Below are 16,835 nucleotides of genomic sequence, written 5' to 3'. Positions count from 1 at the left end.
GCGTATTCAGAGAGGAATAGCGCTGTCGAGTGAACGGATGAATTTTTTAGGTGATTGAAAACCAATCACTTGAAAATCGATTTCCATGCCTTCCCGATCATAAAAGATGATGCCAGGCGGCCCAAAAAGCCCAAAGCGTCGAAGTAATGCCTGATCCTCCGCATTATTGGCGGTCACATCTGCTTTCAACAACAATACATCTTTGAGGCGTGCTTTGACCCGCTCATCACTCAAGGTAAAGCGCTCCATCTCATGGCAGGAGACACACCAGTCCGCCCAGAAATCGAGCATGACATAGCGCCCTTCAGCCGCCTGGATTTGAGATTTAGTGCTTTATTAAACCGTCCGTGAAAACGGGGTAGAACCCCTTAACAATTATCAACTACGAAGAAAAGAGGTCTCCAGCCGGAGCCGGTACCTCATCAACCAGCTCAATGGCTGTTATGAATGGCATCATTTTATCTCTGGCATCAGGCCGAATAGTACCTGTATAGGATATGTATTTTTGGCTGACATCGTCTTTAAGGATTGGATCAAAAACAATCGCGGAGCTGACGAGAAATCGCTGCTGATTACAGACTTTTCCATTGGCTATCGGTCTTAGCAAGAGGGTCAGTTCTGAGCGAATTAGCCCATCAAATTCACCATAACCACTAATATCGATTGGTTTGCCCCGGTTAATATTTGGCTTTTTAATTTCAAACCTTGAAAAGCTGACCTCCTGGCCATTCTGATCGAATGCAATCGAAAAGTTTCCATTGATATCACGACCGCCATTGCGGGCTAAAAATTGGTTGGCACACTCATCAATGGTATGCATTTCATCATGAATGTCTGAATTGATATTTTCAGGTAAATCAAAGTCAATCTGCGACAACAAATCAGGCGCAACGATTGAATGCATTAGAGTTTTTGAGTACGTCTGAAACCGCTCAACCAGTGAGTCCGTAAGATCCTCGCCGAACAATTCAAAAATGACCATGCTGTTCAGTTTCTCACTCTGATTCCCTGAATCAACACACGGGACCTCCGGCGCATAATCAATACTGAGATCGGTTTTTTCATGATGCGATTTGATCAGATTTTTCAGCGATGAATCTAAAAATTTTATCAACGACCTAACCGAACCGTTGGCAACAGTCATTTCATTCAGCCTGACATACTGAGATGAGCCTGGTTGAAAACTAGCCGTCAAACCAGGATATCTGATAGAAAAAACCAATGATTTCTTTATTCCCGGGTTAGTAATTCTACTCACCATAAACAGCCCATCCAGTGATTGATTTCATGGGAAAGCTATTCCAGTTTTTTAATGTTGACAAGCATTTTTTTTCAAAAAATATGAAAAAAATTGTTCTTTGTCATACCTGGGTATACATACAGAAAAGTTTAATTAAGGTGCGAAAGTTTGCGTATGTATACCAATATACGGAAAAGGTTAAAAATATTATAAATATGGTTTTATGAACAAAAAGTTAATCCTTGTACTTACAATATACATTATCAATTAAATAAATTTTTACCTATATATTATTTTTTCGAGCAGGAAAATATCGGCAAGAATAAAGTCTTGTATAAAGGGTAATATATCGTAAACCTTGATTAATATTGCTCAATTGGTAACAGCAAAGAGAACTCCCTGCGTAAATTTCCGGTTGTGCGTTTTTCTGCAGGCCAGTTGCGCTGCTGCTCTAACACCCACACCTGCACTGCACGAAAATTGTTATAACGGCGACTAACACCCAGATATCGGGCCAGCCCATACCCAGGCTGAATGTTGAAGCTGCGTATCAGCCACTCAGCCAGATCGTATGTCGAGGGTTACAACCAAGGTTGGCTGGTATTTTTGATCTTGGTATTTATAGGAATTTCCTTCGCCACCGAAAAACTGACACCCTATGATCGTGCGTTTAATGAACCGCAACAAGATCAGCGACGCGATCTGCTTCACGCCTTTATGAACGAGTCACTTAATGTTATTGGCGTTGCTGTACTCCCGTTATTTGGTGGCTTGCTGGTCTTGGCACCGATATGGCCTTCCGGGTGGCCGCTGGCTTTCCAGTTACTTTTGGCGATCCTCATTTCTGATGTTGGCATCACCCTGGCGCATTTTGCCAGTCATCGCCTCTCTTCACTGTGGCGCCTTCATGCCGTTCATCACAGCGTAAAGCGGCTATACGGTTTTAATGGTCTTATGAAACATCCATTGCATCAATTGATAGAAACCGTCGCAGGAACGACACCATTGCTCTTTGTAGGAGTGCCACAAAATGTCCTGATGTTGTTGGTGGTTGCAGTAGTGCTTCAGTTACTATTGCAGCACTCGAACGTGGCGTATTTTACTGGACCGCTGAGGAGGGTTCTCGCAATCAACGCGGTGCATCGTTTCCACCACTTAAATACGGCAGAAGAAGGCGATGTGAACTTCGGGCTTTTTACCACCTTGACGGATCGCTTGTTGGGAACGGCTTATTTTGACTCTGAACGAACGATCGGTACTAAAGATCTTGGTATCGCTTCAACGCCGAATTATCCAGCTGACTATTGGCAACAGTTGATGCAGCCTTTTCGACGGGACAAGACATGAGGTTATTTAGTAATTGATAAATCCGAGAACACGCTCCACATGCCACAGCGGGAGCGTGTTCTCCACTTACCTCATTCCTTTGTTGTTTTCATGGTCGCTGTTATCGCCTTCATCATGAACTTGATGATTCCTACTACCTATGGTACTCACAATAAAAATACATACCCCTATGAATATCGCTGTATCAGCCAGATTGAATGCTGGCCAATGAGAATAGCTCCAGTGAAAATCAAGAAAGTCCACTACCGATCCACGCCATACACGATCAACCAGGTTGCCCAATGCACCACCAAGCAGCATCGAATAGCTCGCCGCTTCAAGCCGGGTTGGACGCCGCCGCATTGTCCAAACCAACCAAACCGATACGCCAGAGGCTAATGCAATAAAGAAATAGCGTTGCCAGCCACCAGCATCAGCTAGCAAGCTGAATGCAGCCCCAGGATTCATCATGTGTACGATATTAAGAATTGAGTTAATCTCCACGCGCTCACCGTACTCTATCGTACGCTCAACGGCATACTTACTCGCCTGGTCCATCAGTAATATCAAACCGGAAAGACACAGCCAACCACAAAAGGTGTTTGTCGGGTTAGAGTTCGCCATGAAGTTAATTTTCTTTTCCTCCAATCGGTAGCGCTTGCTCGACAGGGGTGACGTATACCCAACCGGATATGTTGGGTCCGATTTTCCCGGTTTTGCGTATGATAGCCGTCACCTCATCCACCTGATTGTCATCACAGACCAGAGATAATTGTACTTCTGAGATAACCACGCCAGCTTCGGCAGAATAGGCCAATTCCCGCTCCCCGAGGGGCTTCAAAGTACCCTTGATGTCGAGTAGCGATAGGTTTTTGTAACCCGCGTCACGCAGTGCGTCGATGACATCAGCGGACCGAACGTGATGTATAAAAGCGGTAATTTGTTTCATGTGAATACTCCAAAAAAGTGTCGTCATTGCTGTTGGATGGATCGCGACAATCGGTTGGGTGCCGCGATCCTGAGGGTGTCACTGAGCGATCGGATCGCCGTTGTCATCAATCTCTTTTGGCTTTCGCCAAGCCAGTCGATAAAGGCCGGGAAGTACCAATAGAGTGAGTAACGTGGATGAGATAATGCCGCCGATGACTACCGTGGCCAGTGGTCTTTGGACTTCTGCTCCAGTGCTGGTGTTGAGTGCCATCGGCAAGAAGCCTAATGCAGCCACCAGAGCGACCATCAAAATCGGCCGCAATCTCAACATGGCGCCGCCCTGAATCGCCTGCTCGACGGATTCACCCCGATTGAGCTCATCTCGAAAGGCCGACACCATCATGACCCCCGTCAGTACAGAAACCCCGCATAAGGTAATAAACCCAACGCCGGCTGTGATCGAGAGGGGAATATCTCTTAACCACAAGGCGATAACGCCACCGGTCAGCGCCAGCGGTACGCCACTGAAGACCAATGCCGCATCTTTTGCCGAACCAAAGGTCATCATCAACAGTGCAAAAATCATCACCAAAGTGACGGGGACAAGCAGGCTTAACCGCTGCGAGGCCGATTGCAGTTGCTCAAAGGTGCCTCCATACTCCAGCCAATAGCCGGGCGGCAATTTCACCTGTTGCGCAACTTTGCCCTGAACTTCAGCCACAAAACCACCCAAATCACGACCGCGAACGTTCGCGCTGACAACCAGTCGCCGCTTGCCGTTTTCGCGAGAGATCTGATTAGGTCCAGGGGCCAGCGTGAGACTGGCCACTTCCCGCAGCGGTACGTAGCCGCCCTCTGGCAGCGGTATCGGCAAACGTTCCAACGCGCGCAAGTCGCCCCTTATGCCCTCGGCCACTCGCACCACTATCGAAAACCGCTGGTCGCCCTCAAAGATCAGGCCAGCCTCCTCACCGCCCGTGGCGGCGGCGACTACGTCCTGCACATCGGCGACATTCAAGCCATAACGATACATAGCTGAACGATCAGCATTAATGGACAGAATAGGCAAACCGGATACCTGTTCGACCTTGACACCTTCGGCGCCCTCGATGCCAGTCAATACCGCCGCGATTTCGCTGCCCGATTTAAGCAGCTGGTCCAAATCATCGCCGAACACCTTGATCCCGAGGTCTGATCGCACACCAGAAATCAATTCATTGAAGCGCAGTTGGATCGGCTGGCTGATCTCATAGGCATTTCCCGGCAACAACGTCAGTTTCTCACCAATTTCTTCCAACAGCTGCGCTTTGGTTTTATCAGGATCGGGCCATTCACTGCGATCCTTGAGCATGACATAGCCATCGGAAATGTTGGGCCCCATGGGGTCACTGGCAACTTCGGCCGTGCCGACGCGCGCGAAGTAGGTTTTGACTTCAGGGATTTCCAGAACCGCTTTTTCCAGTTGAAACTGCATATCCAGGGATTGAGTGAGACTGGTGCCGGGTATTCGCAGTGCCTGGACGGCAATATCGCCCTCATCCAGATTAGGGATAAATTCCGTCCCCATCCGCGTGGCCAGTGCGCCGACCAAAACCACAAAGATCAGGGCCGCAGACAATACGAGAACGCGAAACTTTAGCGCCCACGCCAAAACCGGGGCGTAAAACCGTTTGGAGTGGCGAACAATAAAATTGTCCTTCTCCTCGATATGCCCCGTCATAAACAGCGCCACGGCGGCAGGGACGAAGGTGAGTGACAGCACCAACGCAGACAGCAAGGCCATGATCACCGCCATAGCCATGGGCGTAAACATTTTGCCTTCCACGCCCGTCAAAGCCAGGATGGGTAAGTTCACCAGAATCACCACTAACACGCTGATCAAACTCGGCGCAAAAACCTCGCGGGTGGCCGCAAACACCGTTTGAAAACGCTCATCCAGTTTTAAGGTGCGCCCAAGATGATGCTGTCGCCCAGCCAAGCGCATGATACAGTTTTCGACAATGATCACCGCACCATCCACAATCAAGCCAAAATCGAGTGCGCCCAAACTCATCAGATTGGCGCTGACCTTGGTTTGCACCATGCCCGTCATCAACATCAACATCGACAATGGAATCACCATTGCGGTGAGTAAGGCCGCCCGGACGTTGCCGAGCATGATCAGGAGCACGACGACAACCAATACCGCACCTTCGGCCAGGTTGGCCTGCACCGTGGCAATGGTTTTATCGACCAGTACCGTACGGTTATAAACCGGTTCGGCAATCACGCCCTCGGGCAGCGTCTTATTGATCTCCAACAACTTGGCCGACACATCCTGGGAAACCGTCCGACTATTACCTCCCAGCAGCATGACGGCGGTACCCAATACAGTCTCCTCACCATCGCGAGTAGCGGCACCTGTGCGCAACTCTTTGCCGAATCCGACCTCGGCCACATCAGCCACGGTAATGGGTAACCCGGCTCGACGAGCGACGATGATTTTTTCGATCGCAGGGATGTCAGCCACCTGTCCGGGGGCGCGGATTAAATATTGCTCACCATTTTTTTCAATATAGCCAGCACCGATATTAGCGTTGTTTTTCTCCAGTGCCGCTACTAAATCATCAAAGCTGAGCTGGTAGGCCAGCAGTCTTGAAGGTTCCGGGGTGACGTGGAACTGCTTTTCAAAGCCGCCAATGGTATTGACTTCGGTAACACCTGGAACCAGGCGCAATTGCGGACGTATCACCCAATCCTGCAAGGTGCGTAAGGCCGTCGCATCATACGGCTCACCATTTTCCATCAAGGCGCCCGGTTTCGCATGCACCGCATAGTGAAAGATTTCACCGAGGCCTGTGGCAACGGGTCCCATCGCCGGATCGATTCCCGAAGGCATCTCGCTTTTCGCCTGCTGCAAGCGCTCGTTGATAAGATTGCGGGCAAAGTAAATGTCCGTGCCTTTTTCAAACACCACGGTCACCTGAGACAGGGCATAGCGTGATATCGAACGGGTACTCTCAACATAGGGCAACCCCGTGATCGCCAGTTCTACCAGGTAGGTAATGCGTTGCTCCACTTCCAGCGGTGAGTAGCCTGGGGCTTCTGTATTGATTTGCACCTGGACATTGGTGATATCGGGTACCGCGTCAATGGGTAGCTGCTGATAGTTCCAGACACCCAGGGCGCCCGTTACCAGCACCAGAAACATCACCAGCCAGCGGCGTGCGATGGAAAATTGAATGAGTTTATCGATCATCACACACTCCTTCGTTGAGCGGCGATAGAATGCTGCTCCGGCCGATGGAATCCAGAATGTCTTTCAGGGAGCTATTAATCATCATCGCCAACCTCCCCTTTACCCAATTCCGCTTTCAAAATAAAACTGTTTTTGCTGACATACACTTCATCTGCGGACAGACCTGCCACCACTTCGGTTAGCTCACCGTCGGTTCGCCCCAAAGTCACTGTACGTGCTTCAAAACCTTCCTCACCCCGAACAAAAACGACAGGGTTATCCTCGACGATTTGCAAGGCTTCGTTGCGGATCACCATTGGAGCGGCTATTTCGGCGCGGGTGATTTGCGCGTTGACAAAGAGACCGGGTTTCCAAATGCCATTCGGGTTGTCGATCAAAGCGCGCGCCATAATGGCCTGATTACCAGTTTGGCCAAGCGGCGCAATATAGATGATTTTTCCCTCTGCGATATGGGTCGAATCGAGACTGAGAATGCGAACCCACTGGCCTAATTCAACCTGAGCAACATCCTTGGGAAAAACCGACAGCTCCACCCAAACCGTTGAGAAATCCTGTACTACCAACAACGGGATATCCGTAGTGTGCTCGCCAGCGTTTGCATTCCGCTGGGTAACGGCACCATTGAGTGCGGATACTATCGAATAGGTTTTCAGACTTTCATTCGCTTCCACAGTCACCAGGGGTTCGCCTTTGCGAACCGGATCACCAACACTTTTTTTAACTTCCCGAATAACGCCGTCGAAGCGTGCCGTTACCGACTGTACACGCTCTGCGTTGGTGGCGACGACGCCATATACTGGCAAAACATCGCGGATGGTGCCCGAGGTAACGGTTGCCAGCGTAATGCCGGCATGTTTTATCTGCTCCTGGGTCAGCTCGACGTGGCCTTCTTCACCGTGCTCTTCCTCTCCGCCGTGACCCGTCTCGGCGAAAGTTTGTCCAGACAACAGGGTGATCGCAAAGCAACACGTAATTAGACGGATAAATGATTTTTTTAACTGGGTATTTGATTTCATTGTGGGGTTCCTGAAAATGTGTTGTCTTCGCCATACTGTGTCAAGGCCAAGGGCTCTGCTGTTAGCTGCTCAATTTCTGCACCATAGGTTAAGGCGGCTGCGGCCGCTTCGATCTGGGTGCGCCTGGCGCTCAATAATTCCTGCCGCGCGCTGACATAGTCGAGATACCCGTAGCGACCGCGTTGATAGGCCGCCTGAGTTTCTACCAGGGCCTGCTCAAGGGCGGGAATGATGGCGGTGCGCAGTGCCTCTACCGCGACAATGGCTTGTTTGCGGTTGTGAAAAGCCCGGAACAGTTGCGTGTGTAGATCCAGCAGCATTACATCGCGCTCTGCCAACACCTGATTTTTTTCGGCCAACGCGGTCGAAACGGCGCCGACATTTCGCTTGCCGGAAAACAACGGCATGCTGAAACCCGCTACCAACGCGGTGTCATCGGTTTCCTGCAAGCGACGAACCCCCACCGACCAACTGATATCGGCACTGGATTGGGTTTGAGCAAGGCGTATTTCTGCTTCTTTGAGGCGGGACTCTGCTGCGAATACTTCTATCGCAGGATTTTTTTCAACTTTGGCGTACAACAGGTCGAATGCCACGTCCTCGCCAAACTGGAATAGATCACCTTCCACTTTGTCAAAGTCCGGTGAGGTTACCCCCCACAGGGCAGACAACGACACTTTCAAATAAGCAAGCCGTTGCTGCTCCGAAAGCAAAGCGAGCTTCGCTTGCTCGGCAGCGGCCTGTGCCCGTTTGACTTCCGCCTCGGGTGTCGCTCCCGCCGTAGCCCGCTTTTTCACAATGCGTAAGCTCTCGCTCGCCAACTGGGCGGCCTCGCCAGCCAGGGTGACCTGCTCCTGTGCCGCTAGCACATCGACGTAACGGCGGGTGACTTCGCCCAATAAGGCCAAGGATTCCACCTGTCGGCTGGCATTGAGCACCGACCGACTGTGGGAGATTACGCCTTGCCGTGCCGCGCGCTTATCCCCCATTTCGATGACCGAAGACAGCGCAATGGTGAGTTCAGCACCACCTGCGCCGCTGAAGTCCCCAGTGCCCCCGACATTTTCAGCGTCAAATCCCAGCTCATACGCCGGTCTTAACCCGGCTGTTTCGGCCTGCCCTTGAAGGGCTGCGTAGCGGTAGGGAAAAACTTTCAAAGACGGGTTTTGTGACAGGGAGCGCTGCACCGCATTGGTCAGCGTGATCGTTGAGTCCCCAGGCTCGGCGCTAAGCCCCGACGAAGAAATGAAAAATAATAAACTGAACAGAATACATCGGCTTTTGATATTCCTCCGCCCCAAAGCGCCAGAACCCGGCGCAGTACGTATTGATAGCATATGGTAGATCCTACTTATTTAAGATAATTCAAACCGCGCGTTGCAACGATAACGGCAACACAGAAAAAACATAATCGGTAAAATCAGGCGATTGGAGGGCGGTACAGCGACGAGGATGGGGCCTCGGGAATGAGGGCTTGAGAGTCGTTATGCAACGAATGTTTATGCAAAAAGTTTGGGTGAGTCAGGTTACCGGATAAATAGACATGGCAATGGCAGCCATGGTGATGGCAATGAAACAGGCAGTCAGTGGACATATTCTGATCAGTGGGATCAGTAGCGGTCGAGCTATCCAGTACTCCCGATGATGAGCCATCGATGAAATCAGAGGAATAAGGGGCTGTATCCGAATAATTAATGGGATGCACGTCAGCCATAGCTGTCACTGATTGCAGTGCAATCAAGAGTAACAGCAGATAAGACAGTGCTTTTCGACTCATAAACCGAATATAACCCCAATGAAATGGAATAGGCTGCAAAGCAGTCCACCCTTGATTACGGATTCAATCCCCGATTGTCCCAGCGCCTTTCGTTTACCTGTTATCCGCTTATCAAAGCGAGCCAGGTCGAGGATTTTTATTGGCGAGTTATCAAAAAAAGACCATTGCTTGTTGTTCATATTGTGCTCGGCTCAGGACTTGAGCTGCAAGATACGGCGCGCACCATTCAACACAATCAAACCGATGATAAGGCCAATCACCAAGTCTGGATAACGTGAGCCCGTCCAGGCCACCAATCCACCGGCAAGGATCACCCCTAGATTGGCAATCACGTCATTGGCGGAGAAAATCCAGCTGGCTTTCATATGGGCGCCGCTATCCCGGCTTTTGGCAATCAACAGCAGACAGGTCACATTGGCCGCCAAGGCAACAAGCCCGAAGCTCATCATCAAAGTGGAAACCGGTTCACTACCCAATACTAATCGCCTTACCACCTCGCCCAAAGCGCCCAAGGCGAGAATGATCTGAAGCCAACCGGAAAAATGGGCTGCACGCAACTTCATCCGCACACTGTGCCCTACGGCATACAGCGCCACGCCGTAGACGGCGGCATCAGCGAACATATCCAGGGAGTCCGCAATCAAACCAGTGGATTGCGCCCACCAGCCGACAGTAATTTCAATGACAAACATGATGCCATTGATTGCCAGTAGCCACTTGAGAATGCCAGCTTCTCTTTCTGCCTCCTGTTTTGCAGACGCCTGTGCACGGGCGATGGACTCGCTGGCGACGGGCATTGTACTGACAAGTCTCGCGCCCAGACCGACTGATTGCATTCTTTTTTCAATAAGGTCAGCGTTATCACCATGGTAGACACTCACCTTGCGCTTGGGGGTATCGAATTCCAATGTGACTTTAGGATGCACACTGTCCAACGCCATACGGATCATGCCTTCCTCTGAAGGACAGTCCATCTTGGGGACATGATACTCACTAACAAAGCCGCCATGAGAAGCGTCGTGTACTTCGGCAATTTGGGGAGTGTTCTCCGTCGCGTTATTTTGGCAATTGCCACCGCATGTGGTCGTCATAAAAAACCCTTGTTCTATCCAAGGTGGGCAGTTTAAACTCTATAGTTACTATAGAGTCAAGCACAGAGATTGAATAAATGAAGATTGGCGAGCTGGCAAAAAAGACGGATTGCTCGGTGCAAACTATCCGTTACTATGAAAAAGAACAGTTGCTGTGCACGACACAGCGTAGTGACGGCAATTTTCGACTTTACGATGAAGCTGCTGTCGAACAGCTGCTATTTATCAAGTTCTGCCGTAACCTGGATCTCAGTTTGTCCGAGATCCGCCAGCTACTCACATTAAAACGCTCACCGGGTGCGCAATGTGATCAAGTCAATCGCATGATGGATACGCACATTCAACAAGTGGAAACGCGCATTCAGGAGCTGGTTCAGCTGCGCGAGCATTTGAAAGTACTTCGCCGCAGCTGCTCCAGTGAAAGGACGATCGAACAGTGCGGCATCTTGCAAACGTTAACCACTAATCAGCATCAGAAGCGGTAACACTTACGCGCTTGAAATCGGACGCCTGTGTTATCGGCGGTGATGTTGCGCGTTTTGATTTGGATAGTATTAAAAATACCAGGTAAACCAGAAGTACCGAAAGTTGCGCAAGCACGCCTTGCCAGGTGGATTTGACGCCAATCCAGTCAATCTCAAAACTCACAGGTAATGGCGTCATACCGATGATGGCCGCCTCCTGTAATGCCGACACAGCTTTGCCCATCAGGACAAATGCGAGCGCTAGCAGCAAGTAGGTGGTGGCTGAAAAGAATTTGGCGATCGGCAGCTTGACGGAAAAGCGAATCAACACCCACGCCAATATGGCTAACAGCAACAAACCGAGCGCAAAGCCACCACCAACAGAAGAATATTGGGTTGATACCGCCTGCGTTAACAGCGATTGATAAAATAATACGGTTTCAAACACCTCCCGGTAAACCGCCACAAATGCCAACGCCACCAGCCCCCACAAGGTGCCAGACTTAAGTTGGGTATCGACATGTTGCTGAATGTAGGCTTGCCATTGTGCAGCCTGGGTTTTGCTATGCATCCAGATCCCAACATAGAGCAGTACCAACGCGGCCAATAAAGCGGCAATTCCCTCCATGATTTCACGATTGGCACCACTGATCGTGATCAACGATTGAGCGGCGATCCAGGTGGCACCACCGGCAAGTAATGCCGCAATCCAGCCTATGTGGACATATTTAAGCGCATCCCGACGCCCGGTTCTTATCAAAACCGTCGTTAAGGCAATGATAACCAGCAATGCCTCCAGGCCTTCGCGCAACAATATGACCAGACTAGCAGTGAATAAAGCTCCTTCGGACAAGGTGGACTCTGATAACAAACGTTGTGCGTCATCCAACAAATGCCGCGTCTCCGCCATTAGCGCACCCAATTCTCCGTTTACGTCGGGGCGGCTGGTCAATTGTCGTAGTGCCATCATGTTGGACTCGATGGATTGGCGCAGTGCTTTGTCATGCGCATCGAGGCTGTTTTCAATCAGTTCAAAACCGTCCAGATAAGCACTGACGGCGAGTTCACTTGCGGTTGAAAAATCTCCCTTCTGATGCGCTTTTTGGGCGGCTTGAAGTCGATTCCATGTGATTGCCAAGGGATCTTGGGATGCCTTGAATAATGCCGAGGGGTTAGCGCGTAAACTCTCCAAAGCTTGTAGGGTTATATCAGGGCGTGCTGCTGCCAGTTGCAGTGGGTTGTGATTAATCAGCTGCAGTTTGGTAATATTCAAATCATTGTGAGTAGGTTCGCTGGATTGAAAAGCGAGTCCACCGACATAGAATGCCATCGACCAACGCTCTTGCTCCGTTAGTTGTTGAAAAGATGGCATGGCGGTGTCGTCAATGCCATTGGTAATGGCGTCGTATAAACCCAAAATTGATCGATTTAATGCCCGCTCTTTATCGGTAAAGTCCGTGGGTGCGGGATCGAGTTGTGCTGCCAGCACTCCGTCACCTTGACCAGATACTCCATGGCAAGATCCGCAGTTAGTCTCAAATACCGGCCGGATTTTTTCTTGAGGTAATATCCGTTCCGGCAGGGATAAATGTGGCATCAATCCCAACAATGTGCCGCGTAGGCTGGCACTCATTTGACGGATCTCATCAACACCTTTCTTATCATGGATGGCCCTCTGCAATGCCATTGCTTGCACTGCGAGTGACTCTGCATCAGCAGTGGCGGCCAGCGAGCTCTTGCTAACAATCAGTTGTGAAAACTCCACCATCTCCTGATATTCATTGTCATTAATTACCTGACCGTTTTTCACCGCTTCGGCATAATCAACGCCTATGTATTCAGCGAGCTGTGCCAGTTGCCGGAGTTGAGTAACGTTGTCTGGGATCTCAGCTTCATTCGCCCCGGTAGATAGAGAAAGTGGCAGCATCAGAAATATGATGGCATGAAGGGTGGCTCGTTTCAGGCGTTGCAATAACAGTGGGTTCCTGCAATCAAACATCTCGGTGTTCTCTTATTCATGAATCGCTAATGATCATTGATCGCAATTGTAAACTCTATAGCCGCTATAGAGTCAAGAGAAGTATAAATTATACCAATTCCATTAACTAACTGGTCAAAATTGCCCAAGGTCTAGTACACAATTCTATCACTCTTGCTTTTTTCTCAATGAAGGTATTCCATGCGATAGAGCACTGTTCGACAATATCGTCATAACCACTAAAACAACGATTGGCCAACACATTTTGACGCAGCCATTGCCATACCTGCTCTATTGGATTCAACTCCGGTGAATAAGGTGGCAACTTGAGAAGCGTCAGATTATCAAAGTCATCGGCCAAATCCTGTTGATGCCAGCCTGCGCCGTCCATGATGACCAGCGCATGGCGCCCAAATGCGGTGGCGGTTGAAATCAGTTTTAAATGCTCGTTCATATATTCGCTATTGGCATGCGGGGCAATAATCGCTTGTGTCGCCCCCGTTGCCGGACACACGGCGCCATATAGATACGCTGATTCAAATTGTCGCTGCTTTACAGCCCTTGGACGGGTCCCTTTCTCAGCCCAAATACGGGTGGTGGTATTCTGTTGGCCAAAGCGGGCTTCATCTTGAAACCAAACGTCAATGCGATCGAGTGCAACGTGCCCAGGTGAATCGCCACCAGTTTGCTAGACACCTTTGAGTTAGAGAAAATGACTCAAACAGAGGTGAGTATGAGCAACAAACGCTATCCCGAAGAATTCAAGATCGAAGCCGTTAAGCAAGTGACCGTTGCCGGCCACAGTGTCGCTGATGTTGCTGAACGATTAGGTGAGATACACGATCTTGCGGCGGTGCTCTACCAGGTCTTCAATACATCCTCGTCATATTGGAAGAACCCCATTAACATTCGAAGGAATAACAGAAAGCTTAAAAATTAAATGCACATACTTTTAAAACTGATCATTCGGTAACAACGCAGAAAAAGCCCTACGCAACTGTCCTGTTGTGCGTTTCTCTGCAGGCCAGTTGCGCTGCTGCTCTAACACCCACACCTGCACTGCACGATAATTATTATAACGGCGACTAACACCCAGATATCGGGCCAGCCCATACCCAGGCTGAATGTTGAAGCTGCGTATCAGCCACTCGGCCAGATCGTATGTCTTAGGAGGAATCCAGATGCTGCTGTACATTTGTTGCTGAATCATAAACACCTCCTAACGGTTACCAACCAGATTTTCAAACGCTGATCCGTCCATGCGGGTCAGGTTCGGGATGTAGCGCGAATACACCTTGAACAGCATTTCCGTAGAAGAATGTCCCAATACCCGCGCCACCCACTCAGGGTTCTCCCCCGAAGCCAGAAACAAGGTGGCGGCGGTATGGCGGGTTTGGTACGGCCGGCGCTTTGCCAGGCCCAGGTAACGCAGCAGCGGATACCAGACTCTTTTGGTGACGTTGTTCTGATCCAGTGGCTCTCCGGCGGAGTTACAGAACACATAGGGGCTGATGCGTCCGGTGCTGGCACGCTGCGCCATCAGGGCATCGTAGACCGGCCCAAGCATGGGAATTTCGCGCTGAGATCCGTTGTTTTTGGTGTATTCGGTTTGGCCGGCAATTAATGTTTCACGCACCAGAATCTGCCGGCGCTCAAAATCGATGTACTGCCACTTCAATCCATCTATCTCACCGGTACGCATGCCGGTAAAAAAACGCACGGTGTAGTAGTTGCGATAATCGGCACGCACGTTTTCGAGGATCTTGTTCACCTCGACGAGTGAGAAAGGCTCGATGTGGATTTTCTTCATCTTTAAAGGACGGATGTTCCGGTATGGATTTTCAAAGCCATACCGGTCGCATGCTTCATCCATGATCATCCGCAACACTCCCATCCGGTTGTTGAGTGTCTTGGCTGACAGAGTGGCATTGCCGCAACGCCCTGGAATCGCCGCCTGCTGCAAGCGAAAGTTGAGCAGATCCTCTTTGGTGATCTGATTCAGCGGTTGATCACCAAAGGCCGGGAGTAAGGCGCTGTCGAGCAGCGAGCGTACGTTACGCAAATGCGATGCCCGCCACTCAATGGATTTCTCTGTGAACCATTGTTGGCAGAACTCAGCGAAGGTTGGTATGGCCGGGCCTTTTTTGATTCCCACAGCGGGTGCCTGCTGATAACGCTCTTCCAATGCTTCTGCCTTGGCCACATTGGGGCTGTTGGGGAAAAACTCCCGGTAATTGAATTCCCCCAGAATGATTTTGGCTTCGATACGTTGCATCAGCGTTTCCAGCTGTTTCCGATTGCGAGGGATATCATCGAGTAGCGTTTGCTCTCGGTAACGCTGCCCTTTATAGCGAAAATCCAGAAACAGCTTATTGGTTTCCGGGCGCGCTCTTACCTTAGCCATGGCATACACCTCCGCGCGCCATAGGAATGGCGACCGTATCGGCAGTGTTGTTTAGCATTTCCTGTTCAATGGCTTCCCACAAATACAGGATCTTGCGTCCACCAAACGGGCGGATGTAATGCTTACCCTCCAGCAAGACATTGTCTTTCAGTGAGTTACGAATGGTGCGCGCGTCGTACTTGATGCGTGCAGAAAGCTCTTCGGTTGTCAGATATGTCATATTCATGAGAATATTTGCTCCTGTTGCGATCATCGAATGATAACTTAAGTTATCAGATGATTATTAATATAATCACACTTGGGGGCATTTCAAGTGTTTTTTGATAATTTTTATTATCACAGGTGCATTCTATGATCCGGTTTCATCTGAAAAAGCTGATTGCGGACAAAGAGTTTGCTGAAAAGCGGCGCATCACCATTGCGGAGATTTCGGAAGAGACCGGGATCAATCGTATGACTCTGTCAAAGATTCTGAACCATCCAGGCCACAGCACGGTTACCGACAACCTCGATAAGCTGTGCACCTACTTCGACTGCAAAATCGAAGACCTCGTTACCTACATCAAAGAGTGATCCCTGGATCACTCATCCGCTCGATCTCCCCGTCTTGATCTCCTTGTGCCTTTAGTTGCCTTAAGGTCAGGTCAAAAAACAACCACATCGATGTTTGAAATTTTTGGGCACACCTTGGGCACAAAATGGGCACAGGCCCGTTTTTGCTCTTTTTTGGGCGACCGTTTGGTGGGGTAAATCTGAGTGTTTTCGGATGTATCCGGACGATGGAAAACTGGCTGGTGAACAGAGCTATCTGGACAAGAATTGACCAATCACAGCGCTGTGCCCAAAGTAGCCTTAAGGTCAGACGATTTTTTCAGGGGGAACGAAAGAGGGGGCAGCCCAACAGTGGGGCCTGAATGGCGAAACCCAGCATTCATGCGGATTTCAGGCATAAAAAAACCCAACACAAGGCTGGGTTCTTTTAAATGGTTGCGGGAGCAGGATTCGAACCTACGACCTTCGGGTTATGAGCCCGACGAGCTACCAGACTGCTCCATCCCGCGACAAATTGCTCTGCTAAGAGAGACTTAAACACTACTGCTCTGACCACAAAAAACGTTGGTTGCGGGAGCCGGATTTGAACCGACGACCTTCGGGTTATGAGCCCGACGAGCTACCAGACTGCTCCATCCCGCGTCAGAGGCTGCGAATAATACGGATACCCCCGTACCCTGTCAACCCTAACATTTTGTTTTTTAGGTATTTTTCCCGCAACGACCAGGAATTTACAGAAAAGTTGCTTCACCGTCTGGCGTGTGTGGAATACAGGTGGTACGTTATCTGAACAAAAAATAACAACAATAAAAACGAGCA

General features: G+C 50.0%; 15 protein-coding genes, 2 tRNA genes and 2 pseudogenes. 4 read left to right on the top strand and 15 right to left on the bottom strand.

The features are described from left to right. Positions 1 to 6: 6 nt before the first annotated feature. The gene (locus NYR02_RS05360) at positions 7 to 318 is read right to left on the bottom strand and encodes a thioredoxin fold domain-containing protein (RefSeq protein ID WP_260975686.1); all 312 of its coding nucleotides are present in this window, start codon (positions 316 to 318) and stop codon (positions 7 to 9) included. 64 nt (positions 319 to 382) lie between these two features. Continuing rightward, positions 383 to 1,144, bottom strand: a complete 762-nt coding sequence (locus NYR02_RS05355; RefSeq protein WP_260975358.1) for a hypothetical protein — start codon at positions 1,142 to 1,144, stop codon at positions 383 to 385. A 630-nt stretch (positions 1,145 to 1,774) separates the two neighbouring features. Between NYR02_RS05355 and NYR02_RS05350 the strand changes: the two genes are divergently transcribed. Beyond that, positions 1,775 to 2,587, top strand: coding sequence for a sterol desaturase family protein (locus NYR02_RS05350; protein WP_260975357.1), 813 nt, complete (start codon positions 1,775 to 1,777; stop codon positions 2,585 to 2,587). Positions 2,588 to 2,653: 66 nt separating this feature from the next. Here NYR02_RS05350 and lspA read toward each other — a convergent pair whose 3' ends face one another. From lspA to NYR02_RS05320, 6 genes are all read right to left on the bottom strand, one after another. Beyond that, positions 2,654 to 3,190 carry a signal peptidase II gene (lspA, locus tag NYR02_RS05345; RefSeq protein WP_140907663.1) on the bottom strand — a complete coding sequence of 179 codons (537 nt, stop codon included), beginning with the start codon at positions 3,188 to 3,190 and terminating at the stop codon, positions 2,654 to 2,656. A 4-nt stretch (positions 3,191 to 3,194) separates the two neighbouring features. Beyond that, a complete protein-coding gene (locus tag NYR02_RS05340) occupies positions 3,195 to 3,515 on the bottom strand; it encodes a P-II family nitrogen regulator (RefSeq protein ID WP_105934546.1) in 321 nt (106 codons plus the stop codon). Between the two features lie 78 nt (positions 3,516 to 3,593). Next, positions 3,594 to 6,734: an efflux RND transporter permease subunit gene (locus NYR02_RS05335; protein WP_260975356.1), complete on the bottom strand. Its 3,141-nt coding sequence runs from the start codon at positions 6,732 to 6,734 to the stop codon at positions 3,594 to 3,596. Between the two features lie 74 nt (positions 6,735 to 6,808). Beyond that, positions 6,809 to 7,750 carry an efflux RND transporter periplasmic adaptor subunit gene (locus tag NYR02_RS05330; RefSeq protein ID WP_260975355.1) on the bottom strand — a complete coding sequence of 314 codons (942 nt, stop codon included), beginning with the start codon at positions 7,748 to 7,750 and terminating at the stop codon, positions 6,809 to 6,811. After that, positions 7,747 to 9,087, bottom strand: coding sequence for a TolC family protein (locus tag NYR02_RS05325; RefSeq protein WP_140907667.1), 1,341 nt, complete (start codon positions 9,085 to 9,087; stop codon positions 7,747 to 7,749). Before NYR02_RS05325 ends, NYR02_RS05330 begins: the two co-directional genes overlap by 4 nt. Before the next feature lie 631 nt (positions 9,088 to 9,718). Next, the gene (locus NYR02_RS05320; RefSeq protein ID WP_260975354.1) at positions 9,719 to 10,618 is read right to left on the bottom strand and encodes a cation efflux transmembrane domain-containing protein; all 900 of its coding nucleotides are present in this window, start codon (positions 10,616 to 10,618) and stop codon (positions 9,719 to 9,721) included. A gap of 77 nt (positions 10,619 to 10,695) precedes the next feature. Between NYR02_RS05320 and cadR the strand changes: the two genes are divergently transcribed. Further along, the gene (cadR, locus tag NYR02_RS05315) at positions 10,696 to 11,103 is read left to right on the top strand and encodes a Cd(II)/Pb(II)-responsive transcriptional regulator (protein ID WP_260975353.1); all 408 of its coding nucleotides are present in this window, start codon (positions 10,696 to 10,698) and stop codon (positions 11,101 to 11,103) included. Here the strand turns inward: cadR and NYR02_RS05310 are convergent. Further along, positions 11,081 to 13,054: a cytochrome c/FTR1 family iron permease gene (locus NYR02_RS05310; protein ID WP_260975352.1), complete on the bottom strand. Its 1,974-nt coding sequence runs from the start codon at positions 13,052 to 13,054 to the stop codon at positions 11,081 to 11,083. The genes cadR and NYR02_RS05310 overlap by 23 nt on opposite strands. Before the next feature lie 133 nt (positions 13,055 to 13,187). Then, positions 13,188 to 13,736, bottom strand: a pseudogene (locus NYR02_RS05305) (IS630 family transposase); the annotation flags it as partial. A gap of 57 nt (positions 13,737 to 13,793) precedes the next feature. Here NYR02_RS05305 and NYR02_RS05300 point away from each other — a divergent pair. Beyond that, positions 13,794 to 13,902, top strand: a pseudogene (locus tag NYR02_RS05300) (transposase); the annotation flags it as partial. A 110-nt stretch (positions 13,903 to 14,012) separates the two neighbouring features. Here the strand turns inward: NYR02_RS05300 and NYR02_RS05295 are convergent. Genes NYR02_RS05295 through NYR02_RS05285 form a run of 3 tightly spaced genes read right to left on the bottom strand, consistent with a single transcriptional unit; the run spans position 14,013 to position 15,690 of the window. Further along, positions 14,013 to 14,270: a hypothetical protein gene (locus tag NYR02_RS05295; protein WP_260975351.1), complete on the bottom strand. Its 258-nt coding sequence runs from the start codon at positions 14,268 to 14,270 to the stop codon at positions 14,013 to 14,015. A gap of 9 nt (positions 14,271 to 14,279) precedes the next feature. Next, complete coding sequence (locus NYR02_RS05290; protein WP_260975350.1) at positions 14,280 to 15,464, bottom strand: site-specific integrase; 1,185 nt, start codon at positions 15,462 to 15,464, stop codon at positions 14,280 to 14,282. Then, positions 15,457 to 15,690, bottom strand: a complete 234-nt coding sequence (locus NYR02_RS05285; protein WP_260975349.1) for a hypothetical protein — start codon at positions 15,688 to 15,690, stop codon at positions 15,457 to 15,459. The genes NYR02_RS05290 and NYR02_RS05285 overlap by 8 nt, the downstream gene beginning before the upstream one ends. Before the next feature lie 125 nt (positions 15,691 to 15,815). Here NYR02_RS05285 and NYR02_RS05280 point away from each other — a divergent pair, with 125 nt between their 5' ends. After that, positions 15,816 to 16,037, top strand: a complete 222-nt coding sequence (locus NYR02_RS05280) for a helix-turn-helix domain-containing protein (RefSeq protein ID WP_260975348.1) — start codon at positions 15,816 to 15,818, stop codon at positions 16,035 to 16,037. 411 nt (positions 16,038 to 16,448) lie between these two features. Here the strand turns inward: NYR02_RS05280 and NYR02_RS05275 are convergent. Together NYR02_RS05275 and NYR02_RS05270 are read right to left on the bottom strand one after the other, a co-directional pair. Continuing rightward, a tRNA-Met gene (locus NYR02_RS05275) sits at positions 16,449 to 16,525 on the bottom strand. 56 nt (positions 16,526 to 16,581) lie between these two features. Continuing rightward, a tRNA-Met gene (locus tag NYR02_RS05270) sits at positions 16,582 to 16,658 on the bottom strand. Positions 16,659 to 16,835 lie beyond the last annotated feature (177 nt).

This window comes from Thalassolituus pacificus, from assembly GCF_025318105.1.
GTDB classification, from domain to species: Bacteria; Pseudomonadota; Gammaproteobacteria; order Pseudomonadales; family Oceanobacteraceae; genus Venatoribacter; species Venatoribacter pacificus.
Note: the sequence above shows the minus strand (reverse complement) of the source record. Positions and strands in the feature narration are given on the sequence as shown.